Annotated in this window: 23 protein-coding genes; 13 read left to right on the forward strand and 10 right to left on the reverse strand. The window is 73.1% G+C overall.

From position 1 onward, the window contains the following. Positions 1-120: 120 nt before the first annotated feature. Genes AC1ROY_RS07090 through AC1ROY_RS07110 form a run of 5 tightly spaced genes read right to left on the reverse strand, consistent with a single transcriptional unit; the run spans position 121 to position 5,485 of the window. Complete coding sequence (locus AC1ROY_RS07090) at positions 121-1,077, reverse strand: NAD(P)H-dependent flavin oxidoreductase (RefSeq protein WP_493147924.1); 957 nt, start codon at positions 1,075-1,077, stop codon at positions 121-123. Positions 1,078-1,079: 2 nt separating this feature from the next. Then, the gene (locus AC1ROY_RS07095; RefSeq protein ID WP_493147926.1) at positions 1,080-2,039 is read right to left on the reverse strand and encodes a Bug family tripartite tricarboxylate transporter substrate binding protein; all 960 of its coding nucleotides are present in this window, start codon (positions 2,037-2,039) and stop codon (positions 1,080-1,082) included. Beyond that, positions 2,036-3,226, reverse strand: coding sequence for an acyl-CoA dehydrogenase family protein (locus AC1ROY_RS07100; RefSeq protein ID WP_493147928.1), 1,191 nt, complete (start codon positions 3,224-3,226; stop codon positions 2,036-2,038). The genes AC1ROY_RS07095 and AC1ROY_RS07100 overlap by 4 nt, the downstream gene beginning before the upstream one ends. 49 nt (positions 3,227-3,275) lie before the next feature. Continuing rightward, the gene (locus AC1ROY_RS07105) at positions 3,276-4,829 is read right to left on the reverse strand and encodes a Na/Pi symporter (RefSeq protein WP_493147929.1); all 1,554 of its coding nucleotides are present in this window, start codon (positions 4,827-4,829) and stop codon (positions 3,276-3,278) included. Then, the gene (locus AC1ROY_RS07110; RefSeq protein ID WP_493147931.1) at positions 4,829-5,485 is read right to left on the reverse strand and encodes a hypothetical protein; all 657 of its coding nucleotides are present in this window, start codon (positions 5,483-5,485) and stop codon (positions 4,829-4,831) included. The genes AC1ROY_RS07105 and AC1ROY_RS07110 overlap by 1 nt, the downstream gene beginning before the upstream one ends. Before the next feature lie 141 nt (positions 5,486-5,626). On the opposite strand from AC1ROY_RS07110, the gene AC1ROY_RS07115 reads away from it, so the two are divergent. The 8 genes from AC1ROY_RS07115 to AC1ROY_RS07150 all read left to right on the forward strand — a co-directional run bounded on the left by AC1ROY_RS07115 (position 5,627) and on the right by AC1ROY_RS07150 (position 13,201). Then, positions 5,627-6,052, forward strand: coding sequence for an ATP-binding protein (locus AC1ROY_RS07115; protein WP_493147933.1), 426 nt, complete (start codon positions 5,627-5,629; stop codon positions 6,050-6,052). A 238-nt stretch (positions 6,053-6,290) separates the two neighbouring features. After that, positions 6,291-6,614: an STAS domain-containing protein gene (locus AC1ROY_RS07120; protein ID WP_493147934.1), complete on the forward strand. Its 324-nt coding sequence runs from the start codon at positions 6,291-6,293 to the stop codon at positions 6,612-6,614. A 47-nt stretch (positions 6,615-6,661) separates the two neighbouring features. Continuing rightward, entirely contained in the window at positions 6,662-7,405 is a 744-nt protein-coding gene (locus tag AC1ROY_RS07125; protein WP_493147935.1) for a CheR family methyltransferase, read from the forward strand. Beyond that, positions 7,398-8,339, forward strand: coding sequence for a chemotaxis protein CheW (locus AC1ROY_RS07130; protein ID WP_493147937.1), 942 nt, complete (start codon positions 7,398-7,400; stop codon positions 8,337-8,339). Before AC1ROY_RS07125 ends, AC1ROY_RS07130 begins: the two co-directional genes overlap by 8 nt. Further along, the gene (locus AC1ROY_RS07135) at positions 8,339-9,355 is read left to right on the forward strand and encodes a chemotaxis protein CheB (RefSeq protein ID WP_493147938.1); all 1,017 of its coding nucleotides are present in this window, start codon (positions 8,339-8,341) and stop codon (positions 9,353-9,355) included. Before AC1ROY_RS07130 ends, AC1ROY_RS07135 begins: the two co-directional genes overlap by 1 nt. 27 nt (positions 9,356-9,382) lie before the next feature. Beyond that, positions 9,383-10,051 (forward strand): response regulator, encoded by a 669-nt coding sequence (locus tag AC1ROY_RS07140; protein WP_493147940.1) that lies wholly within the window; start codon positions 9,383-9,385, stop codon positions 10,049-10,051. Positions 10,052-10,279: 228 nt separating this feature from the next. Next, positions 10,280-12,676 carry an ATP-binding protein gene (locus tag AC1ROY_RS07145; RefSeq protein ID WP_493147941.1) on the forward strand — a complete coding sequence of 799 codons (2,397 nt, stop codon included), beginning with the start codon at positions 10,280-10,282 and terminating at the stop codon, positions 12,674-12,676. Between the two features lie 102 nt (positions 12,677-12,778). Next, on the forward strand, positions 12,779-13,201 hold the full coding sequence (locus AC1ROY_RS07150) for a cupin domain-containing protein (RefSeq protein WP_493147942.1): 423 nt from the start codon (positions 12,779-12,781) through the stop codon (positions 13,199-13,201). A 4-nt stretch (positions 13,202-13,205) separates the two neighbouring features. Here AC1ROY_RS07150 and AC1ROY_RS07155 read toward each other — a convergent pair whose 3' ends face one another. Continuing rightward, a complete protein-coding gene (locus tag AC1ROY_RS07155; protein WP_493147944.1) occupies positions 13,206-14,354 on the reverse strand; it encodes a PP2C family protein-serine/threonine phosphatase in 1,149 nt (382 codons plus the stop codon). Between the two features lie 178 nt (positions 14,355-14,532). Beyond that, positions 14,533-16,164, reverse strand: a complete 1,632-nt coding sequence (locus AC1ROY_RS07160; RefSeq protein ID WP_493147946.1) for a methyl-accepting chemotaxis protein — start codon at positions 16,162-16,164, stop codon at positions 14,533-14,535. Positions 16,165-16,236: 72 nt separating this feature from the next. On the opposite strand from AC1ROY_RS07160, the gene AC1ROY_RS07165 reads away from it, so the two are divergent. The 3 genes from AC1ROY_RS07165 (at position 16,237) to AC1ROY_RS07175 (ending at position 18,204) form a co-directional block, all read left to right on the forward strand. Next, a complete protein-coding gene (locus AC1ROY_RS07165; RefSeq protein WP_493147947.1) occupies positions 16,237-16,908 on the forward strand; it encodes an aspartate/glutamate racemase family protein in 672 nt (223 codons plus the stop codon). A gap of 96 nt (positions 16,909-17,004) precedes the next feature. Next, positions 17,005-17,589: a TetR/AcrR family transcriptional regulator gene (locus tag AC1ROY_RS07170; protein ID WP_493147950.1), complete on the forward strand. Its 585-nt coding sequence runs from the start codon at positions 17,005-17,007 to the stop codon at positions 17,587-17,589. Positions 17,590-17,715: 126 nt separating this feature from the next. Further along, positions 17,716-18,204 (forward strand): hypothetical protein, encoded by a 489-nt coding sequence (locus AC1ROY_RS07175; RefSeq protein ID WP_493147952.1) that lies wholly within the window; start codon positions 17,716-17,718, stop codon positions 18,202-18,204. A gap of 40 nt (positions 18,205-18,244) precedes the next feature. Here AC1ROY_RS07175 and AC1ROY_RS07180 read toward each other — a convergent pair whose 3' ends face one another. Together AC1ROY_RS07180 and AC1ROY_RS07185 are read right to left on the reverse strand one after the other, a co-directional pair. After that, positions 18,245-19,417, reverse strand: coding sequence for a M20 aminoacylase family protein (locus tag AC1ROY_RS07180; protein ID WP_493147953.1), 1,173 nt, complete (start codon positions 19,415-19,417; stop codon positions 18,245-18,247). Positions 19,418-19,533: 116 nt separating this feature from the next. Next, positions 19,534-20,001 (reverse strand): hypothetical protein, encoded by a 468-nt coding sequence (locus tag AC1ROY_RS07185; RefSeq protein ID WP_493147955.1) that lies wholly within the window; start codon positions 19,999-20,001, stop codon positions 19,534-19,536. Between the two features lie 102 nt (positions 20,002-20,103). On the opposite strand from AC1ROY_RS07185, the gene glpK reads away from it, so the two are divergent. Both glpK and AC1ROY_RS07195 read left to right on the forward strand, forming a co-directional pair. Next, positions 20,104-21,600 carry a glycerol kinase GlpK gene (gene glpK, locus AC1ROY_RS07190; RefSeq protein ID WP_493147956.1) on the forward strand — a complete coding sequence of 499 codons (1,497 nt, stop codon included), beginning with the start codon at positions 20,104-20,106 and terminating at the stop codon, positions 21,598-21,600. Between the two features lie 79 nt (positions 21,601-21,679). Then, positions 21,680-22,294 carry a hypothetical protein gene (locus AC1ROY_RS07195; protein ID WP_493147957.1) on the forward strand — a complete coding sequence of 205 codons (615 nt, stop codon included), beginning with the start codon at positions 21,680-21,682 and terminating at the stop codon, positions 22,292-22,294. A 4-nt stretch (positions 22,295-22,298) separates the two neighbouring features. On the opposite strand, the gene AC1ROY_RS07200 is transcribed toward AC1ROY_RS07195, so the two are convergent. Beyond that, entirely contained in the window at positions 22,299-23,057 is a 759-nt protein-coding gene (locus AC1ROY_RS07200; RefSeq protein ID WP_493147959.1) for a Crp/Fnr family transcriptional regulator, read from the reverse strand. Positions 23,058-23,093: the final 36 nt, after the last annotated feature.

Here is a 23,093-nt window from a genome sequence, read left to right on the forward strand (position 1 = left end):
CGGCGTGCGGCCGCTACGCCTCCGCTGGCGGCTCCAGCGCCGCACACCGCTCAAATCATCCCGCCTTCGCCAGACAGCAGGACCGCACGGCACCAACGCAGGTTCGGCCGCGAAAGGCCCTCAGAACGCCGAGGACAGCCGCTTCATCCCCGCCCGCGCCTCTTCCGCCATCCGGCGCACGACCTCCCCGGCCGGCAGGATCGCATCGATCAGCCCCACGCTCTGCCCGGCCCAGACGAAGCTCTCCTCCATCCGCCCCTCATCCGTGCCGAGCGCGTTCATCGTCCCCGCGATCATCGGCACGATCTCCTCGGCGGCGGCCCCCGCCATCTCCCGCGCCGCGACGTTCTTCGCGTAGGCGCTGTCCAGCACGCGCCCCGGCATCCCCAGCGAGCGCTTGATGATCATGGTCCGCCCCGGCTCGGCCGCCACCAGCGCCTCCTTGTAGTTCCGATGCGCATGCGCCTCGACCGTCGCGACGAAGCGCGTGCCCATCTCCACGCCCTCCGCCCCCAGGGCCAGCGCCGCCAGCAGCCCCGCCCCATCCGCGAAGCCGCCCGAGGCCAGCACCGGGATCGACACCGCCCGGACAACGCGCGGCACCATCACGAGCGAGGTCTCGTCGCTGCGGCCGATGTGACCACCGCCCTCGTAGCCCACGGTCGCGACCATGTCGGCGCCCGCCGCCTCGGCCTTTTTCGCGAGTTCCGGCCCCGCGATCAGCACCAGGATCTTCGCCGCGCCTGCGATCCGCTTGATCCACGGCGCGGGATTGCCGGCCGTCAGCGCGATGACCGGGACCTTCTCCTCCAGCGCCACCTCCAGCATGGCGGTGATGTCCATCCGCCCCAGCGGAAAATTCACGCCGAAGGGCCGGTCCGTCACCGCCTGCACCTTGTGGATCTCCGCCCGCAGCGCCCCGGCGCCGTCGAGCCCGGCCGTGGCGATCTGCCCCAGCCCGCCCGCCGCCGACACCGCCGCGCACAACTCGGCCTTGGCCACGCGCGCGAGCCCGCCCTGCACGATCGGGTAACGGATGCCCAAGAGCTCCGTCGCCCGCGTCCTGATTCCGTCCATGCCTACTCCACCACCGCGCCGCTGATCCGCACCGCCTCGGCGAGGGTCGCGACTTCGGCGGCCAGGAAAGCACGGAACTCCGCCGGCGGCATGCCCGAGGGCAGCGCGCCCATCCCCCGGATCCGCGCGGCATTCTCCTCCACGCGCAAAGTGGCGGCGACGATGCCCGCCACCCGCTCCACGATACCGGCGGGGGTGCCCGCCGGCGCCAGCAGCGCCTGCCAGGCGACCGGGGAAAAATCCGGCCAGCCCATGGCCTCGCCGAAGGGCGGCAGGCCCGGAAAATCCGGATGTTTTTCCCGCGACGAGATGGCCAGCCCGCGCAGCGTCCCCGCGCGCAGATAGGCCGATTGCGGTGGCAGGTTCTCGAACACCGCGTCCAGCCGTCCCGCGACCAGCTCCGTCACCGCCGGCGCCGATCCGCGGAAGGGGATATGCGTGCCCTCCACGCCCACGCGCCGGCAGAACAGCGACATCGCGAGGTGCGGATGCGTCCCGATCCCGGCCGAGCCGTAGCTGATCCCGCCCGGCTTCGCCTTGGACCAGGCGACGAACTCCGCCACCGTGCGCACCGGCGTCGAGGGATGCACCGACAGCACGTTGGGCACCATCGCGATGACCGTGACGGGCGCGAAATCCCGCAGCAGGTCGAAGCTCAGGTTGCGGTAGAGCGACTGGTTGATCGCCGCGGCCGCCGCCGAGACGACGAAGACCTGCCCGTCCGGCGCCGAGCGGGCCACGTACTCCATGCCGACATTGCCGCCCGCGCCGGGCCGGTTCTCGACGACCACATTGACGCCCAGCGCCTGCTGCAGCGCCGGCGCGATGAAGCGCGCCAGAACGTCCGAGGCGCCGCCGGGCGTGAAGGGCGAGACGATGCGGATCGTCCCGCTGGGCCAGGATTGCGCGAGGGCCGGCGCGGCCAGCAGCGCGGGCGCGGCGAGGAGGACACGGCGCCTCATCGCCTCGCGCCCCGGATCATGTCCTTGGCGATCAGCAATCGCTGAACGTCGGACGCACCCTCGAAGATGCGGAACAGCCGGACGTCCCGGAACAGCTGCTCCACCACGGTCCCCCGCATGTAGCCGGCGCCGCCATGGATCTGGACCGCCTTGTCCGCCACGCGCCCCACCATCTCCGAGGCGAAGAGCTTGCAGCAGGCGATATCCGCGATGATCGGGCCCTGCGCCTCGCCCGCCGCGTCGAAGGCACGCGCCGTCTCCAGGATCATGCTGCGCGCCGCCTGCACCTCGCAGCGCATGTCCGCGAGCATGCCCTGCACCATCTGGAACTCGGCCAGCGGCTGGCCGAACTGCTGGCGCTCCATCGCATAGGCCAGCGCCTCCTCGAGCAGCCGCTGCCCCTGCCCCACGCAGGTCACGGCCACATGCAGCCGCGCGTGGTTGATGCCGCGCATGGCCGTCTTGAAGCCGCCGCCCTCGCGCCCGCCGATCAGGTTCCCGGCGGGAACGCGCACCTCGTCGAAGAACACCTCGGAGGTCGCGCTGCCGTCCTGCCCCATCTTGCGGTCCGCCGGCCCGCAGCTCAGCCCCGCCGTCCCCGCCGGCACGATGAAGGCCGAGATTCCCGCCGCATCCTTCGACGCCGGATCGGTCCGCGCCATCACGATATAGACCTGCGCCTGCCGCGCATTGGTGATGTAGCGCTTGCTGCCGTCGATCACGTACTCCCCGCCCTCGCGCCGCGCCGAGGTCCGCAGGCCCCCGGCGTCGCTGCCGGCCTCGGGCTCCGTGAGGCAAAAGGCCGCCGTCACCTCGCCGCTCGCCATGCGCGGCAGCCATTCCGCGCGCTGCGCCTCGGTGCCGTTGTAGCGGATCGGCTGCGAGCCCAGCCCGATCGTGGTGGAGAAGCGCGCGCGGTAGACGCTGCTCGCGCGCGTCACCTCGAACATCACGCGCACCTGCTGCTCCATGGTGAGGCCGGAGCCGCCCATCTCCACCGGGATCGAGATGCCGAAGAGGCCGGCGTCGCGCAGCAGCTGCGTCAGGTCCTCCGGCAGCGTCTCCGTGCCTTCCAGGCGCGGCTCGGCGGGGATGAGTTTTTCCCGCACCAGCCGCTTCACGCCCTCCAGATAGGCGTCGAACTCGGCGGCGCTGGCGCGTTCCGTCATCGGCGGACCGTCGTTCATGAGGCTGTCTCCCCGTTTCGCGCAGCTTCCGTCGCTGCGCGCCGAAGAGTCAAACCCGCCCGGCCTCCAGCAGCGCGAGCCGCCGCACCAGCCAGACGGCGCGCTCGAAGAGCCCGGTGAGCGCGAAGAACCGCTCCTGCATGGCGCCCGCCACCTGGCGCCGCAGCCGCTGCATCATCTCGCCGCGGTCGGAGGCGAGCTCGGCCAGCCAGGAGGCCTCGGCCGGCTCGTCCATCTCGCGCAGCTCCTCCAGCAGCAGGTGCAGCGCCTCCGCCATGGCCGAGACCGGCCGCACCATGCCGTCGTCCAGCAGGCCCTGGGCCGTCACCACATATTCGCCCAGGGTCTCCCGCAGCGCCGTCAGCAGGTTGAGGCGCGCCTGCAGCCGCACGGCATCCTGCAGCGCCTCGGCCGGCATCTCGCGCGCCAGCAGGGCGGCGATGAAGCGGGCGATCTCCTGCTCCAGCGCCGCGCTGGCGGCCTCGCTCGCAGCCGGGCCGCCCTCGCCCTCCTCGCGCACGGGGTCGAGCACCGCAGGCAGCCGCTCGGTGAGCCGGCGCTGCTCCGCCGCCACGAGGTCGAGCGCCGAGGGCGCGTCCTCCAGCGCCTGCGGATAGAGATAGCGCGGCCGGGACTGCTCCTCGCCCGCGCTGGCCGGCGCCCAGCGTTCCAGCAGCCGCACCTGCAGCTTGTGGAACGGGGCCGCCAGCAGCGCGGTGACGAGCTGCAGCAGCAGGAAGACGAGGGCGAGCTGCGTGTCCAGCTGCCGGGCCAGGCGCTCCACGAGCCAGATCACCAGCGGCACGCCGAGGCCGCGCTCCAGCTCCAGCGCCAGCAGGAACACCGCGGCGCCCACGGCGCGCAGCAGGGCCTGGCCGATCACCGGCTGCCGCGCCGTGCCCTCCAGCCCGCCCGCCAGCAGCAGCACCGCGAGGCCCGAGCCCAGCGAGGCGCCGTAGATGGTCGCCACCGCCTGGTCGAAGCTCAGCAGCCCCGCGGCCTTCAGCGTGATCGCGAGGATGGTGACGGTGGAGGAGGATTGCGCCACCAGCGTGACCAGCACCCCCGCGACGAAGGGCGGCAGCCAGGCGCTGCCGCCGAAGGCGAGGATGGCGCGGACGATCTCCAGCTCGCGCAGCGGCGCCGCGCCGGCCTTGATCAGCCCGAGCCCGAGCAGCATGAAGCCGAGCCCCGCCAGGGCCGCCAGGATCGGCCGCCAGCGCCCGCCGCCGTCGGTCGCGAAATAGCTGGCGAAGCCCACCGCGCCGAGCAGCCAGAAGGCGGCGAGCCGCAGGTCCAGCGTCGCCACCAGCACGAGCCCGGCCGTCCCGACATTCGCCCAGGCGAGCAGCGGCATCACCCGGCCGGGCGGGAGCATCCCGGCCGTGCGCATCGAGGCCGCGATGAAGGTCACGGCATTGCTGCTCTGCGTGAGCGCGCCGAGCATCAGCCCCAGCATCGCCGCCTGCCAGGGCCGGTTGGTCCCCCGCGCCATGGCGGCCCGCATCCGCTGGCCGGCCATCGCGGCAAGCTGCCCCGAGAGGCCCTTCACGCCGAGAAAGAAGAGGCCGAGCCCCCCGAACAGGCCGGCCAGCTGCTCCATCAGCCCCGTCGCAGTGCCATGACGAGGAGCAGCATCGTCACCGCGAGGCCGAGCCCCGCGCAGAGGAAGAGCACGAGCCGCAGTTCCGCATAGAGTGCCTCGGCGGCGCTGCCGGCATGCGCTGCCTCCGCCCGGTGCGCCTCGGCCAGGGCGTCGGCCAGCTCGTCGAGCCGCATCTGCAGCGCTCGGTCGGCGCCGCGCACCGCGGTATCCGCGGCGGTCTGGCCGTCCAGCGTGGCGAGGTCCGCTCCCCGCAGCGCCGTGCCGTAGCGCTCCAGCAGCGCGGCGTGCATCCCCCGGATCGCCGGCACGCGCTCGGCGGCCAGCCCCGGATCCTGCATGGCGCGCGCGAGCCGCGTCTGCACCGCCTCCGCCGCGCCCTGGAAGGCCGCGCGATGCCGCGCGGAGAGCACGGGGTCGCGGTCGCGCAGCAGGATGTTCTTCCACTCCTGCACCTGCACGCCGAAGCTCGCCTGGGCGCCGCGCACGGCGTCCAGCGACGCCGCGATGGCACCCAGCTGCTCGCGGCTCCGCGCCTCGGCGGCGTGGCTGTACCAGAGGGCGAAGAGCCCTGCCGCCGCCTGGGCCAGCATGAGCAGCCCCACCAGCCCGCCGAGCTTCATCCGGCGATGGCGGTCCATGGTCCGCGCTGTCATGGAAATGTCATTTCCGGACAAGGGATTGTCCTCCGAACGGCGTTGGGATTGGACGCCCGGGCATGATCCGTCAAGCGGCGGATGCAAGGCGCCGTGAACCAGTCTAGCCTGGGCCCGCTTCAATGGAGGGACGCGAACCAATTGGCCCAGCCCGGTTTTCAAAGGCCCGGTTTCCACCGGCGGCTGCCCGCCACGCTCGACAGCGTGGAGCAGCTCATGGATGCGCTCGAGGCCTATGCCGAGGAGGCGGAGATCGACATGACCGTCGCCGCCCGCCTGAACCTCGTGGCCGAGGAGATCGCGGCCAATGTCGCGATGCATGCCACGGGCGCGACCTACTTCGCCTTCGACGTCACGCCGCGCGAGCACGCGCTCGACCTCGTGCTGGAGGATGACGGGCCGGAATACGACCCGCTGGCCCGCGAGGACGTGGACACGGAGGCCGAGCTCGAGGAGCGCGACGTGGGCGGCCTCGGCGTGCACCTGGTGCGCAAGCTGACCCAGGGCGCGCGCTACCAGCGGCTGGGCGCCACCAACCGGCTGAGCTGCTCCCTGAAGATGGATTGATGCCCTCAAACGGTGGGCGGCGGCTCCGCCGCCTTGCCTTCGCCGCGCCACCGACGCGCCAGGTCGCGCGCCAGGCCGCGCGGCGCCCGGCCGCGATACGGCGGAAGGGCAAGGAAAGATTCGGGCACGGCCGATCGCGGTCATCGAAGGGGCCGATTACAGAAGCGGCGGATGTGCGATACTCTGCATTTCAGAAAGCGCCCCGGCTGCGGGGCGAACCAGCACGGAGAGCGAGCGTATGGAAATCACCGAGACCACCGAGGGCAGCAAGACCGTGGCCGTGCTGGACGGCCGCCTCGACACGGCGACCGCCGCGCAGACCGAGACCGCGCTGCTCGCGCTGCTGGAGAAGGGCGGCGTCATCGCCGACCTCGCCAATGTCCGCTACGTCTCCTCGGCCGGGCTGCGCGTGCTGCTGAAGGCCGCCAAGCAGGCCAAGACGGCGGGCGCGAGCTTCTCCGTGGTCGGCCTGCAGCCGCCGGTGCGCGAGGTCTTCGAGATCAGCGGCTTCGACAAGATCATCCCGGCCTTCGCCACGCGGGCCGAGGCCGCCGCCGCCTGAGCGACGCGGCGCCCGTCACGTCCCCCAACCCGCCCGGCGCGGCGGCGATGACGGGCGCGCTCGAATCCCTGGTCGGCTTCGCCGCCTCGCCCGTGCTGGAGGCCCGCCTCCGCCGGGCCGGCGCGCTCGTGGACGCCTGCGACACCGGCGCCCCGGACGTGGACGATCCGCACTGGGCCGCGCTGCTCGACGCCGTGACGGTGCAGGAGACGCGGCTCTTCCGGCATCCCGCGCAATGCGCCGTCGCGGCGGCGCTGCTGCCCGCCGGCCTCGCCGCGGCCCGCGCCGAGGGGCGGCCCTTCCGGATGCTCTCCGCCGGCTGCGCCACGGGCGAGGAGGCCTTCACCCTCGCCGCCCTGGCCCAGGAGGCCACGCACGAGGCGCCCGGCACGGCCATCGAGGTGCTGGGCCTGGACCTCTGCCGTCCCGCGCTCGCGAGCGCCGAGGCCGGCGCCATCGCGCCCGGCCTCGGCGAGCCGCTGGCCCTGGTGCCGCCGGCGCTGCGGGGCTGGTTCGAGGACGCCTCGGGCCACACGCGGCTGCACCCCTCGCTGCGCCGCCTGCTGCGCTTCGAGCGGCGCAACCTGCTGGGCTGGGCGGATGAGGGCTTCGACGTGATCTTCTGCCGCAACGTCCTGATCTACCTGACCGAGCCGGCGCGAATCTCCGTCACCGCGTCCCTGCGCGCCGCGCTCCGGCCGGGCGGCCTCCTGGCGCTCGGCCCCTCCGACCGCGCGCCCGCGGGGATGGCCGCCTGCGGCGAATCCGTCTGGAAGGCGCCCGATGTCTGACGCCGTCCTGCACGCCCTGCCCGGCGGCGGCTGGTTCGCCTTCGCCCAGGGCGAGGCCGTCCCGGCCGAGGCGCCGCCGCGCGCCGCGCCGCCGGGGCCCGCCGCCTTCACCGATCCGCCCCCGCCCGCGCCGGCGCGCCGCGTCTCCGGCCTCGCGGCGCTGCATCTCTCGCTCGGCGGCATCGCCCTGGCCGTCCCGGCCGCGCTGGCCGAGCACATCCTGCCCATGCCGCCGCTCCGCCCTATGCCGGGCGCGCCCGCCGGCGTCGCGGGCCTGGCCGAGGCGGGCGGCGCGCCGGTGCTCGTCCTGGCCATCGGCTTCGCCGCCGGCATGGAGGAAGCGGCCGGCGAGGAGCCCACGCTGCTGCTCGTCCTGCATCACGGCGGCCGTCGCTTCGGCCTGCCCGCGGCGCGCATCGAGGCCGGGCCGGCGACCCCCGCCACGGCCGGCTTCTCCGGCTGGCTCGACACGGCGGAGGCGCGCGACGCCCTCGCCCACGCGCCGCCCGCGACCGAGGCCGCGCCGCTGGTCCCCGTGCCGCAGCGCCATCTGGTGGTCTGCCGCGTCGCCGGCATGGAGGTCGCGCTGCCGGCCGAATCCGTGGTCGCCATCCTGGCGCCGACCGAGCCGCTGCCCACGCCGCGGCCGGGCCTCGCCGGCGTCGCCGCCCATCGCGGCGCCGTGCTGCCGGTGCTGGACGGCGGCCTCGTCCTGGGCGGCGTCTCGGCCCTCGCGCAGGGATCCGCGCCGCTGATCCGCCTGGCCGTCCGGCCCGAGGTGCTGGTCGCCGTCGAGCAGGTGGCCGGCGTCCGCGCCCTGCCCGCCGCCGACATCACGCCGCTGGTCCTGCGCGACGGGCTGGTCCAGGGCATCGCGCGGCTCGGCGGCGCGCCGCTGCCCGTGCTCTCGCCGCACCGGCTGGGGGCGCTCTGATGTCGCGCATCCCCGTGGTCGTGGTGGACGACAGCGCCTTCATGCGCATCGCGCTCCGCCGGATCATCGAGGCCGAGGGCGACCTGCATGTCGTGGCCGAGGCCGCCGACGGCGAGGCCGCCATCGCCGCCGTGCGCGCGCACCATCCGCAGGTCGTCGCCATGGACGTGGAGATGCCCATCCTCGGCGGCATCGAGGCCACGCGGCGCATCATGGCGCTGCCCAATCCCCCCGCCGTGGTGATGGTCAGCCAGCACACGCAGGACCACAGCCCAGCCGCGCTCGCCGCCATGGAGGCCGGCGCCTCGGACTACGTCAGCAAGGAGACCGGCTTCGGCGGCGTCGACCTCGGCCATCTGGACCGCGCGCTGCGCGACCGTCTCAGGCACTGGGCGGCCGCGCAGGCGCAGCGCCAGCCCGTCGCCGTCGAGGAGCCGGCGCCGCCGGGCGACTATGCGCAGCCGCCGCTGGTCCTGATGGCCGCCTCGACCGGCGGGCCCGACGCGCTGGCCGCGCTGCTGGCGGCGAGCGGGCCCCTGCCGGTGCCGGTGGTCATCGCCCAGCACATGCCGCGGAGCCTCGCCGAGGAGCTGGCGGGCCAGCTCCAGCGGCGCGCCGGCTGGCCGGTCCGCGTCGCGGGGAACGGCACGCTGCTCGTCCCGGGCGAGGCCTCGCTGCTGCCGACCGACGCCGTGCTGGTCCGCGTGCGCGACGCCTTCGCGCTGCGCTTCACGCCGACATCGGCGCCGGTGCACCCCTCGGCCGACCTGCTCTTCCGGTCGGCCGCGCTGCTGGGACTGCCGGCCTGCGGCGTGGTGCTGACCGGCATGGGCGAGGACGGCGCGGCCGGGGCCGCGGCCCTCGCCCGCGCCGGCGGCCGGATCCTGGTGCAGAGCGGCGCCTCCGCGGTGGTCAGCGGCATGCCGCACGCCACCCGCGCCGGCGTCCCCGCCGCCGAGGCGCTGGCCCCCGAGGCGATCGGGCTGCGGCTGCGCCGCATCTGGGATCCCGCGTGATGGACCCCCTCTGATGGACCCCCTCTGATGGACGACGAGCTGCTCGCCGCCTTCCGCGAGGAATTTTCGGCCCTCTGCGCCGACCTGGCCCTCGCCGCCGACCTCGCGGCGGCGCAGCACGCGCTGAACCAACTCCGCGGCATGGCCGATGGCATGGAGATGGCGCCGCTCCAGGCCAGGCTGCGCGAGCTCGACGAGGTCACCGACCTCGACATCCTTCGCGCCGCCGCCGAGCCGCTGGCCGCCATCGCCTCCGGCGAGGCGCAGCCCGGGCCGGAACCGGTTGCGGCGGAGCGTCCCATCCGCACGCTGATCGTGGACGACAGTGCGATGATGCGCCGCATGCTGCGCGGCATCCTCGCCGGCGACCCGCGCTTCGCCGTGGTGGGCGAGGCCGCCGACGGCGCCGCGGGCCTCGCCGTCCAGGCCGAGCTGCGACCGGACCTCACCCTGCTCGACCTGGAGATGCCGGTGCTCGACGGCATGGGCTTCCTGGCGGAATGGGCGATCGCGGGCCACGGCGCGGTGGTGGTCGTCTCCTCCGCCGCGCATCCCGGCAGCGCGGCCGCGCTGGAGGCGCTGCGCCGCGGTGCCTTTGCGGCCGTGGCCAAGCCCTCCGGCGCCCTCTCGCCCGACATCGCCGAGCGCGCTGGCGCGGAAATCCTCGCCACGGCGCGGCAGGCCGTGGGAGGCTAGGCCATGACGAGCTCGCATTCGCTCACCGCATCATGGTCCGGCATTTTGCCGGGGCGCGGGATTCAGATCTCCGGCGCGTCAGCGCCTCCGATCATCCCGCTTTATTTGCCGGGGCGCGGGATTCAGACCTCCGGCGCCTTCGCGCCTCCGATCATCCCGCTTTATTTGCGGGGGTGCGGGATTCAGATCTCCGGCGCCTTCGCGCCTCCGATCATCCCGCTTTAGGCGATGGAGGCCGACGACCCGCTCTGGGAGGAGTTCGCCGCCGAGACGGCCGAGCACCTCGACACGCTGGAGCAGGGCCTCGCCGGCGACGCCCCCATCGACGTGCTGTTCCGCGCCATGCACAGCCTCAAGGGCATGTCGGCCGCGATCGGCGCCAACGGGATCGGCGGGCTGGCGCACAAGGCGGAGGACGTGCTGGGCCTGGCCCGCGCCGGCCGGCTCGCCCTCGACAAGCCAGCCCGCGACGCGCTGCTGGAGGCGGTGGACACGCTGCGGGGCCAGCGCTCGGCCCTGCTCGACCAGCGGCAGGACCGCGCGCCACCGGCCGAGCTGCTCGCGCGGCTCGGCGCGCTGGCCGACGGCCGCCCGGCTCCGGCGCCCGCCGCCGCGCCGGCCGCGGCCCCCGCGCTCGACCCGCTGCGCCTGACCCTCGCCTCGCTGCTCGCGGCCGAGTTCGCCGGGCTGGCCGAGGCGCCGTCCCATGCCCTGGCGATCGCCGGGGCGGCGCGCGAGGCACAGCTGCCGCGGCTCGCGGCCCTGCTGGAGAACGTCCCGGCCGCGCCCGATCGCCTCGCCGCGCTGGGGCGGCTGCGCCGCGCGCTCATGCTGCTGCAGGCCGGCGAGCCCGTTCCTGCGCTGACCGGCGATCTCCGCCCCGCCGCCGAGGCGCTGGCCGTGGCGCTCGACTATCCCGGCCCGGGCCTGCTGGCCGCCGCCGAGCGGCTGGCCGCCAGCGCCGATGCCGTCGGCGACGAATCCGCCGAGGCCCTGGCCCGCCAGATCCAAGACCTCGCCTGCCGGTCCGGCGAGGCCGCGCTCCAGCGGCTGGCCGAACTGCGCGAGGAGTTCCGGCAGGCCCTCGCCGCGCCGCGCCTCGCCCCGCTCGCGGACCGGGTGCGGCCCCCACCGCCGCCGCTCACCCCGGGGCTGGCCGCCGCGCTGCCCGCCTCCTCGCATGCCCGCGCCGCCGCCGCCCTCGCCGCCGGCCACCGCATCTGGCGCCTGCGCCTCGGCCCGCTGCCCACCGCCGAGGCCATCGCCGAGCCCTTCCTCGCCCGCATCGGCGAGGTCCTCGGCAGCGCCGGCCCGCCGGAGGCGCTCGACATCTTCGTCGCCAGCGACCTGCCGCCGGAGGAGCTCGCCGCCCTCCGCGCCGAGGCCGATCCCGAGGGCGGCGCCCTCACCGACCTCGCCGCGGCCGACGCCCCTCCCCCCGCCCCCACCATGCGCGTCCGGCAGGACCGCATCGACACCGTGATCGCGCTGGAGGCCGAGCTGCGCGCCGCCGCGCTCTCCCTCGGCGAGGCGCTGAGCGCCCCCCATGCCCGCACCGCCCTGGAGGACCTCGCCTCCCTGCAGTCCCGCCTGCCCGCCCGCGCCGCGCTGGTGCTGGGCAATGCGCTGGAGCGGCTGCGCGCCACCTCCGGCCTCGCCGAGCGCGCGAGCGGCCGCCTGTCCCTGGCCCTCGGCCAGCTCGACGAGGCGGTGCTGGAGCTGCGCGTGGTGCCCTTCGCCAGCCTCGCCATGCGCCTGCCGCGCGTGCTGCGCGCCACCGCCGAATCCCAGGGCCGCCAGGTCGCGCTCGAGGTCCAGGGCGAGGACGTGCAGATCGACCGCAGCCTGGCCGACCTGCTGGCCGACCCGCTGCTGCACCTCGTCCGCAACGCCGTCGATCACGGCATCGAGCCGCCCGCCGAGCGCCTCGCCGCGGGAAAGCCCGCGACCGGGCGGCTACACCTCGTCGCCGACCGCCAGCCGGGGCGCCTGCTGGTCAGCATCGCCGATGACGGCCGCGGCATCGACGACGCGGCCGTGCTGGCCCGCGCCGTCTCGCGCGGGCTGATCGCTGCCGAGGCCGGCGCGCGGCTCGGCCGGGCCGAGGTCCACGCGCTGCTCTTCCTGCCCGGCTTCTCCACGCGCGACGCCGTCAGCGAGACCTCCGGCCGCGGCGTCGGCCTCGACGTGGTGCAGGATGCGGCCCGCCGCGCCGGCGGCTCCGTCCGCGTGGAGAGCCAGCCCGGCGCCGGCACCCGCTTCGTCCTCGACCTGCCGCTGACGGCCGCCATCCAGCCCGTGCTGCTGGTGGAGGCGGCCGGACACCCCTATGCCCTGCCCGCCGGGCGCGTCGAAGCCGTCATCCGGCCGGAGCAGCTGGCCGCCGGGCAGGCCGTCACGACGCTGGAATCCGTGCTGCGCCTGCCGGCATCGCGCAGCAGCGCCATCGTGATGATCCGCCGCCCGGCGGGGGCTCTGGCGCTCGCCGTGGATCGCGTGGGGCGCCGGACGGACCTGCTGCTGAAGCCGCTGCACCCGGCGCTGGCCGGAACACCGGGAGTGGGCGGCGTCGGCGTGCTGGGGAATGGCGAGCCGGTGCTGCTGCTGGAGCCGGACGGGCTGTAGCCTCGCCGCCCGCCCCTTCCATTCATTTGATGGAATACAATTCCCTGGCCTTGCCCCTCGGGGCTTCCTAATCTCGGAGGCTCTCGCCAAGGAGGGACGTCCATGGCCAGCGTCATCGACTCCGCCGCCCTCGCGCGCAGCACCGTCTGGGGCGCCGCGGACCCGGCCGTGCGATGGTCGGGCGCCTTCGCCCTGACCGGCGGACGAGGCGCCACGCAATCCTCGACCATCGTCTACGAGATCGAGCCCGGACACCGCCTCGACTGGCACACCGATGCGACGGAGGAGACCCAGTACCTCATCGCCGGCACCGGCGAGCTGCGCATCGAGGACGGCACGGTGCACCAGGTCGGCCCCGGCAGCGTCTTCATCCTGCCCGTCGGCCAGAAGCACGATCTCGCGAACACCGGCGGCGAGACCCTGCGCGCCGTCGCCTTCTTCGCCGCCGCGATGTTCACCCAGAGCTTCGACGACGTCATGATGCCGCCCGCGACGCACACGCTCGGCACGCCCAACCGCGGCTGAAAATTCAGCCCGCGTACCGGATGGCCAGCACCGTCACGTCGTCCGCCGGCGGCGCCTCCTTCACGAAGCCGGCCACCGCCTTCAGCAGCACCTCGATCGCCGGCTTCGGGTCGATCTGCCCGGCCAGCGCCTCGATCACGGCGTCCTTGCCGAAGAGGTCGCCGGCATGGTCCTGCGCCTCGGTCACGCCGTCCGTCAGCAGCAGGATCGTCTCGCCGGGCGCCAGCGCGAAGGGGGCGCTGGAATAGGGAAACTCTTCCATCACGCCGAGCGCGGGCTGGATGGAATAGCCGTCCATCATCTGTACCCCCGACGCCGCAAGCCGCAGCGGCGCCTCGTGCCCCGCCACGCAGAGCCGTCCCTCGCCCGTCTCGGCATCGAGGATGCCGAGCGCCGCGGTCACGAAGGTCATCTCCGGATTGTCGAGAGCCAGGTCGTCATTCGCGAGCGCCAGCAGGTCGCCGGGATCGGGGATCTCGCCCTTCGCGTCGGCCAGCCGCACGCCCGCGCGGATCAGCCCCATGCTGCGCGCCATGGTGAGGCCCGCCGAAGCCCCCTTCCCCGCCACGTCGGCCACCACGAACATCAGGTGCCGCTTGCCGATCCAGCGCATGTCGTAGAGGTCGCCGCCCACCTCGCGCGCCGGCTCCATATGCGCGGCCACCGTCAGCCTCCCGCGCGACAACCCCGCGAAATCGCGCGGCACCAGCGAGAGCTGGGCGCGGCGCGCGCTCTCCAGCTCCGCCTCCAGCGCGTGCAGCCGCTCGGCGGCCAGGTCGCGCAGGCGCTTCTTCTCCAGCACCGCCTGGAGGCGCGCCTTGAGCAGCGGCGGATCGAAGGACTTCGGGAGGTAGTCCTCCGCGCCCAGCTCGATGCAGCGGATGACGCCCGACATCTCCGTCTGCGCGGAGATCACGATCACCGGCGGCGCGTTCGGCATGCCGTGCAGCCGCTCCAGCACGCCGATGCCGTCGAGCTCCGGCATCTCGAGGTCGAGCAGCACCACGTCGAAGGGCTTCTTCGCGATGGCCGCCAGCGCCTCGACGCCGTTCACCGCCATGGTGGGCTCGCCGTAGCCCAGTTCCGCAAGCCTTCGCTTCAGCAGCAGCCGGTTGAAGCTGCTGTCGTCGACGACGAGTATTTCGGCAGTCATTCTGACTGCCTTGCTTTTTTCGTGCCCTCAGACGCCGGGCGCGGCCCTCCGGGCCGCTTGGCTTCGCCGCGCCGCTGAACCGCGTGCCGGAAGGTAGAGTGGGCGGCGCCGGCCGCAGCCGCGGCCGGATTCGGCGCGCGCATCAACGTGCTGCGGCGACCATCGCTGGTTGTGGGCGTCATTCCGGGCGGGCCGCCATGCTCTCCACCGCGCTGCGCGATTCGCTCGCGAGCCGGGACAGGTCGATCATCGTCACCGTGATTTCCTCCGCGGCCGTCGCATTGGACTGGCCGATCCGCGTCAGCACCGCCACCCGCTCGTCCAGCGAGGCGATGGTGGTCTGCTGCTCCTCCATGGCGACGGCGATGGCCGCGGCCAGCCGCGCGCTCTCCCCCGTCAGCCGCTCGAAATCGTCCATCGCCTCGCCCACCGCGGCGGCGGTGCCCGCGCCCTCGCGCGTGCGGCGGCCGGCGGCGAGCACCACGTCGGCGATCTCCTGCGCCAGCGCCTCGGTGTTGGCGGCCAGCGCCCGCACCTCCTCGGCGACGACCGCCAGCCCGCGCCCGTGCTCGCCCGCGCGCGCCGCCTCGATGGCGGCGTTGATGGCGAGGATGTTCGTCTGCGTCGCGATCTTCGCGATGGTGCCGGCGATGCGCGTCACGCGCTCCGTGTCCTCGCCCACCGCATCCACGGTCTCGATGAGCTGGCGCACCTTCTCCAGGCTCTCGCCCAGCAGCGACTGCGCCTCCGTCGCCGTGTCGCGCGCGCGCTGGGTGCTGCGGCCGACATCGGCCACGGCCTCGGTCGTGTGGCCCAGCGCGTCCGAGACCTGACGGAGCTCGGCGAGCTGGGTCATCGCGCCCTCGCTCACCTGGCCGATTGCCTGGCTCGCCTGTGTCGTCACGACCGCCGTGCGGCGCGAGCCTTCCAGTGCCTGCTCGATCAGCCGGTTGGTGTTGCCGAGATTCGTCTTGAAGACCTCCACGGCGCGCGCCATCTCGCCCACCTGGTCGGCCCGGTCGGCGCCCGGCACCTCCACCTCGGCCTCGCCATGGGCGAGCTTCTGCATGGAGCCCGCGAGCCGCGAAAGCGGCCGCGCCGTCAGCAGCACCAGCACGAACCACACCAGCACGAGCCCGAGCAGCCCGACGCCCGCGGCCACCAGGGTCAGCAGCCGCCCTTCCACCTGGAGCTGGTGCGCGCGGGCCAGGTTGGCGTCGGCATCCGACTTCGCGATCGCCCGCGCGTCGCTGGAGAGGCGGTTGAAGGCCACGACCATGTCGAGCCATTCCTCCTGCAGCGGCGCGTACTGGTCGCGCTGGCGGCGGGCGAAGGCGTCGCGCGTGCGCTCGCCCAGGTCGGGCAGGCGGGCCCGCATGTCGCGGGCGCCGGCGGCGGCGATGGGGTCGATCCGGCTGCCGACGATGGACATCAGGAGGTCGAAGCTCTCCATGATGCCCTCGGCGTTGCGCTGCATGCGCACGGCGGTGACCGTCGGCGGCAGGACGCCGGCGAGCACTGCGGCGAAGCCCTGGGCGAAGTCGGCCACGTCGTTGGAGAAGTCGTCCACGGCCTCGATCGCGGCGCGGTCGCGCACGCCCATCTCCTCGATGATCGCGCCCTGGCGGGTCAGCAGGAAGAGCGAGTTGCCGGCCAGGAAGGCCAGGACGGAGAACATCAGGATCAGGATGACGGCGGCGCGCGTGCCGATCCGCCCCAGGAACTTGCCGCGGCCCGGCGCCGTCGCGCCGCGGATCGCGCCGGTGTAGCTGGGGCCGGGATCGGCCAGGGCCTGGGTGTCGGGAGCCATCGCGGGATAGGATACAGCACTTCCCGCTGGCCGGGCACCATCAGAAGCGTGAACACCCTCCAGGAGCCACCGATGCCCTGCCGCATCCTCGTCGTGAACAGCAACACCACCGATTCGGTGACGGCGCGGATCGCGCTGGCCGCCGAGGCCGCGGCGCCGGAGGGCTGCACGGTCGAGACCGTCACCGCCCCCTATGGCCTGCCGCTGATCGTGACCCGGGCGGACTGGATGGTCGCCGGCCCGCCGACGGTGGACGCGCTGAAGGCCCGGCGCGGCACCTTCGACGCGGCCGTCGTGGCCTGCTTCGGCGATCCCGGCGTGGACGCGGCCAAGCTGCTCTTCGATGTCCCGGTGATCGGCATCAGCGAGGCCGCCTTCCACGGCGCCTGCCTGCTGGGCCGACGCTTCGGCGTGGTGAGCTTCACGGCGGCGCTGAAGCCCATGTTCGTGGACTGCCTGGAACGGGCGGGGCTGGCGGGGCGCTGCACGGGGTTCCGGATGGGGCCGGCCTTCTCGGGCGACCCGGGCCGGGTGGCCGAGGAGCGCCGGGACGTGATCCTGGATCTTTGCCGGCAGAGCATCGAGCAGGACGGCGCGGAGGTGGTGATCCTGGCGGGCGGCCCGCTGGCCGGGCTGGCGCCCATGCTGGCGAAGGACGTTCCGGTGCCGCTGGTCGACGGCACGGCGGCCGGAGTGCGGCTGGCGGCGGCGCTGGCGGGGCTGGCGCCGGCAGGGAAGGCCTAGGCACCGAAGCGCGCGTCGGGCGACGGCCGCAGGCCGCCGTCCCGCGCCGCGCCGCGCCGGCTTGACATCCAACCTACTAGTAGGTAGACACAGGGCATGTCCAATCTCTCTAACACCTCGGACGCCATCCTGCGCTGTGCCCGAACCCTGATCCTGGAGGGCGGCTACAACGGCTTCAGCTATGCCGACATCTCGAAGGTGATCGGCATCCGCAACGCCAGCATCCACCACCATTTTCCGAGCAAGTCCGACCTGGTCCGCACACTCGTGGCCCGCTACCGCGAGGAGGCGGAGGCGGGCATCGCCGAGCTGGAGCGCCATGTCCCCGATCCCGCCAGCCAGCTCCGCGCCTATGCGGGCTACTGGGAGGCCTGCATCGCGGACGCGACCGCCCCGATCTGCATCTGTGCCCTGCTGGCAAGCCAGATCCCGGTTCTCCCCGAGGACATCGTGCTCGAGGTCCGCGCCCATTTCCGCGCGCTGTCGGCATGGCTGACCTCTCTGCTCGAGCGTGGGGCGAGACAGGGCAGCCTGCATCTGACGACGACCGCCAGGGCCGAGGCCGAGATCTTCATGGCCACCGTCCACGGCGCCATGCTCTCGGCGCGCGCCTATGGCGACGCCAGGATGTTCGGCGACATCGTCCATCCGCTGCTGGAGCGATTCATCCCCCGGAACTGACCGCCGGCGGCCAAGGGGCCTGAAACCCCGGCCTCCAATCTACCAACCAGTAGGTAGTTCATCCGATAAACTTCATTCCCTCGCGATCGGATGCGCATACGCAATTCGAAGATAAGGATACCCTGGATGTTCGGCATCTCTCCCCTCGGCTGGGTTCATACGCTCGGCAGCCTTCCGGCCATCCCCCTGGCCTTCTACATGTTCGCCCGCCACGGCCGGATCGTGCCCCGGTCCGGAACCGGCATCGCCTATTTCGTTTTCATGCTGATCGGCGCCGTGACCGTCTTTCTCGTCGCGCATGCACCGCCCAGCTACGGCATCGGTGCCGCGACGATCATCCTGCTGGTCGCGGGCTTTTCCGCCGGGCGGCTGCCGGGCCTCGGGCGCGCAGGCACCTACATCGAGACGATATGCCTGAGCCTGACGGCTTTTCTCCTGATGGTGCCCACCGTCAGCGAAGTGCTGCGCCGCGTGCCGGACGGGCACCCTCTCGTCACCGACCCGAAGTCACCGCTCTTCCTCGGATCCCAGGCCGTTCTCCTGGCCGCCCTTGTGATCGGGGTGACGGCGCAGATCATCCACCTCCGCCGGAAAGGCTGGACGGCCGAGGACTGACCCTTACGCGCCGGCCCTCGGCTGGAGCGGTGCGCGGGGATCACCCCCGCGCCAGCTCCTGCTCCACGATCGCGGCGAAGAAGCTCGCCCCGATCGGCAGCGCGTCGTCGTTGAAGTCGTACCTGGTGTTGTGCACGGGCACCCCGCCCTTATCCGCCGCGGCCTGCCCGAGCTTCAAAAAGCACCCGGGACGCTCGATCAGCATGTAGGAGAAATCCTCCGCCCCCATGGCAGGCGGGCGCTTGCGGATCACCTTGTCGGCCCCCATCACCTTCGCCGCCGCCAGCGCCGCGCGCTCGGTCTCGGCCTCGTGGTTCACCGTGGGCGGGTAGCCGCGCCGGTACTCCACGACCGCCTCGGCGTCGTACATCGCCGCCGTGCTCGTCGCGATCTGCGTGATCAGCCGCTGCATCTCGTCGCGCGTCTCGGGGCGCAGCGTGCGGACGGTGCCGCTGATAACAGCCGTGTTGGGGATCACGTTGTTCGCCGTGCCGGCATGGAACTGGCAGAGGCTGATCACCGCCGAATCCAGCGGGTCCACCCGTCGCGCCACGATGCCCTGGATCGCCACCACGATCTGCGCGCCCACCAGGATCGGGTCGAGCGACATATGCGGCCGCGCCGCATGCCCCCCGCGCCCCTGCACCGTGATGATCACCCCGTCCGACGCCGCGAGGATCGGCCCCGCCACGACCGAGGTCTCGCCGAGCTTCAGGCCGGGGTCGTTGTGGATGCCGTAGACGCTGTCGCAGGGGAAGCGCTCGAACAGGCCTTCCTCGATCATGATCCGCGCGCCGGCGCCGCCCTCCTCGCCGGGCTGGAAGAGGAAGTGGACCGTCCCGTCGAAGTTCTTCGTCTCCGCCAGGTACTTGGCTGCGCCCAGCAGCATGGTCGTGTGCCCGTCATGCCCGCAGGCGTGCATCTTGCCTGGGATGGTCGAGGCATGCGGCAGGCCGGTCTCCTCCGGCATGGGCAGCGCGTCCATGTCGGCGCGCAGCCCGATGCTGCGCCCCGAAGCGCCGTTGCGCAGCACGCCCACCACGCCCGTGCCGGCGATGCCGCGATGCACCTCGATGCCCCATTCCTCCAGCTTCCGCGCCACCGTGTCCGAGGTGCGGAACTCCTCGAAGCGCAGCTCGGGATGGGCGTGGATGTCCCGGCGCCACTCGGTCATCTCTTCGGCGAAGGCGGCGATGCTGTTGTTCACGGGCATGGGGCGGAGATCCTGGGCGCAAAAGAAAGGGCTGGCGGAACCTTCCGCCAGCCCTCCGGATTTCAGACCCGCGCCAACCGGACGTCAAATCCGGCGCGTCACATCGACGGCGTGCGTCAACGCCGTTGGGGCGGGATCTCCGAGATCGACAGCTTCGCCGGGATGCCCGTGCCGCCGCCGAAGACGCCGATCCAGATGTCGTACTGGCCCGAGGCCGGCCGATCCAGCACGATGCCCGGGTTGAGGTCGTTCAGGTCGTCGTTGCAGACCCAGGTCCCGTCCGGGAGGTTCACGACCAGCGTCGTATCCGCCTGCGACTGCACGGAGATGTAGAGCGGGAAGCGGCCGGCCTGGAACTGCAGCCGCACATCCGGCGCATTGGCGATCGAGCCCGTGCAGCCATTGCCCAGCCGCTCGGAATTGATGTTGCCGCCGGCGGTCACGTCGATCGAGCGCGGGTCCGGCTGGAAGTTGGTGGTGAGCTCCATGGTCCCGAAGGTCGGGCGCTGGTTGAAATCCTGCGCCAGGGCCGGGAGCGCAAATAGGCTGCCCGCCAGGGTGAGGGCGGCAAGCTTGTTGACCATGTGGGGGTTTCCGTCTTCTGCTCGTTTCCGGCCGAGGGTATGGGGCACCCCGTTGTTGCGTCAACGGAATTGGGAGGAAAATTTCTTGCCCAGGCATGTTTCGTGACGCTCCTGCTGGCCCTCGATCAGGGCACCACCTCAACCCGCGCCATCGCCTTCGACGCAGCGCTCGTGCCCCGCGCGACGGCCCAGGTGGAGCTGCCGCAGCACTTCCCGGCGCCCGGCTGGGTGGAGCACGAGCCGGAGGACATCGCCGCCCATTCGCTGCGCGTGCTGCGCGAGGCGCTGGAGAAGGCGGGCGGGATGCCGGCCGACGTCGCCGGCATCGGCATCACCAACCAGCGCGAGACCACCGTGCTCTGGGAGCGCGCCACCGGCCGCGCCGTCGGCCGCGCGCCGGTCTGGCAGGACCGGCGCACCGCCGCGCTCTGCGAATCCCTGCGCGCCGCCGGCCACGAGCCCCTGGTCACGGAACGCACCGGCCTGCTGCTCGACCCCTATTTCTCCGCGACCAAGCTCGCCTGGCTGCTCGACAACACGCCCGGCGCCCGCGCCGCCGCCGAGCGCGGCGAGCTCTGCTTCGGCACGGTGGACAGCTTTCTCCTGTTCCGCCTGACCGAGGGCCGCGTCCACGCCACGGACGCCACCAATGCCGCGCGCACCCTGCTCTTCGACATCCGCCGCGGCGAATGGGACGAGGAGATGCTGGCCCTCTTCCGCATCCCCCGCGCCCTCCTGCCGGAGGTGCGCGACTGCGCCGCGCGATTCGGCGAGACGCGGCTGCTGGGCGGCTCCATCCCCATCCTCGGCATGGCCGGCGACCAGCAGGCGGCGACCCTCGGCCAGGCCTGCTTCGCCCCGGGCATGATCAAGTCCACCTACGGCACCGGCTGCTTCGCGCTGCTGGTGACCGGCGAGGAGGCGGTGGCCTCGACGAACCGGCTGCTCACCACCATCGCCTGGCAGCTCGGCGGCCGCCGCGCCTATGCGCTGGAGGGCTCCATCTTCATGGCCGGCGCCACGGTGCAGTGGCTGCGCGACGGGCTGGGCATCATCGCCAAGGCCAGCGAGGCCGGCGAGCTCGCGGCCAAGGCCGACCCGGCGCAGCGCGTGCATCTCGTGCCCGCCTTCACCGGCCTCGGCGCGCCGTGGTGGGACGCGGAGGCGCGCGGCGCCATCCTCGGCCTCACCCGCGCCTCGGGCCGGGCCGAGATCTGCCGGGCCGCGCTGGAGAGCGTGGCGCTGCAGACCGCCGACCTCCTCGACGCCATGCGCCGCGACTGGCCCCAAATGGGAAAGCCGGGCATGGGCCACACGGTGCTGCGCGTGGACGGCGGCATGGTGGCCAGCGACTGGACCATGCAGTTCCTCGCGGACATCCTGGGCGCGCCGGTGGACCGGCCCGTGGTGCCGGAGACGACGGCGCTGGGCGCGGCCTATCTCGCGGGCCTGCAGGCGGGACTCCTGCCGCCGCCCGGCGATGCCTCCACGCATTGGCGGCGCGAGCGCCGCTTCCTGCCGGGCATGGCGCGGCCGGAAGCGGATCGCCGCAAGGCCGAATGGCGCGGGGCCGTGGCGCGCGTGCTCAGCGGGCGCTGAGGGCCGTCGCGAGGCCTTTCACCCCATTGCAACCTGTGGTTGCATATCCGCTCTCGCCCTCTGCCTGGAATGCCCCGACATGCTTCGCTTCAGCCCCCTCCTGGCCCTGCTGGGCGTCCTGGCCGCCTGCGCCCCGGTCCGCATGCAGGAGGCGGCCTCGCGCCCCGCCGGCGAGGCCCAGGCCGGCATCGGCGAGGTGATGCTGCGGGTCAGCCTGCGCGACAACCTGCCGGACGAGTTCGGCGGCGCCGACATCCTCGGCCGCACGCGCGACCGCGGCTTCGTCGAGCTGCGCTACCTGGGGCTCGACCCGGAGGGGCGGCCGACCTTCCGCCGCCGCGAGCTGGAGATCGACACCAACGAGACGGTCTTCCACCACATGCCCGCGCGGACGACCACGACCTACAACGGCCAGGTGAGCCGAAGCCCCGGCACCTCGTCCTCCTCCGCCTGGTCCTCGCCCTTCTGGCAGACGCCCGGCACGCCCCAGGGCTCGCAGTCCTTCACGGGCCGCGCCACCACGACCACCAGCGCGCCGTCCGCCCCGCAGGTCTCGAGCCACGGCGACGAGACCACCTTCTCGCTGGACCTCGCGCAGGCCCGCTCGCTGGCGCTGCGCGGCCGGTCGCTGCAGATCCTGGACGCGGATGCCACGAGCGTCCGCTTCGTCGTGGGGCCGGCGCCGGGCGGCTGACGGATCAGCGCGGCTCGCGCACGAGGTTCAGGTAGGTCGGGTCGAAATCGGCGAAGGCCGAGAGCCGGTCGAAATCCAGGATCGTCACCTCGCCCCTGACCCAGGTGATGAGCCCCGTGCGACGCAGCTCCTGCGCGACGCGGTTCACATGCACCGCCGAGAGGCCGAGGATGTCGGACATCTCCGACTGGGTGACGGGGAAGCTCATCCGGTTCTCGCTGGCGAGGCCGACGGCGTTCAGCCGCAGGTACATCTCGCAGATGAGATGGGCCAGGTGCATCACCGCCGAGCGGCGCCCCAGGCATCCGATCCAGGCGCGCTGGATGGCCGCGTCGATCGTCGTCGACATCCAGAAGAGGCGCCCGACATGCGGCGCCCGCTCCACCAGCTGGATGATCGCCGCATGCGGCACGAAGGCGACGCGGCAGTCGGAGACCGCGGTGACGCTGTGGTCCATCACCTTCAGCAGCAGCCCGTGCAGGTCCACGAAATCGCCGGGGATATGCACCGCGGTGATCTGGCGCTTGCCGTCGGCCATGTGCAGCAGCCGCGCCGCGAAGCCCTCGGTGATGAGGCAGCTTTCCGTCGGGCGCGAATGCTGGACGACGATCTCGTCGCCGCGCCGGAAGCGTTGCGGGCGCTGCGGCAGCGCCTCGATCAGCGCCTGCTCCTCGCGGCCGAGCCGGTCCCTGCGCTGCAGGAAGCGGAGCAGGGGGCTGACCTCCTCCTGCCGTGGACCGATCTGTACTGCATCGAAACTCATCGCACCTCGCTGTCGTCACCCCCTCGTGGTGCCAAC

The organism is Roseococcus sp. GW821-FHT12F05, from assembly GCF_058806835.1.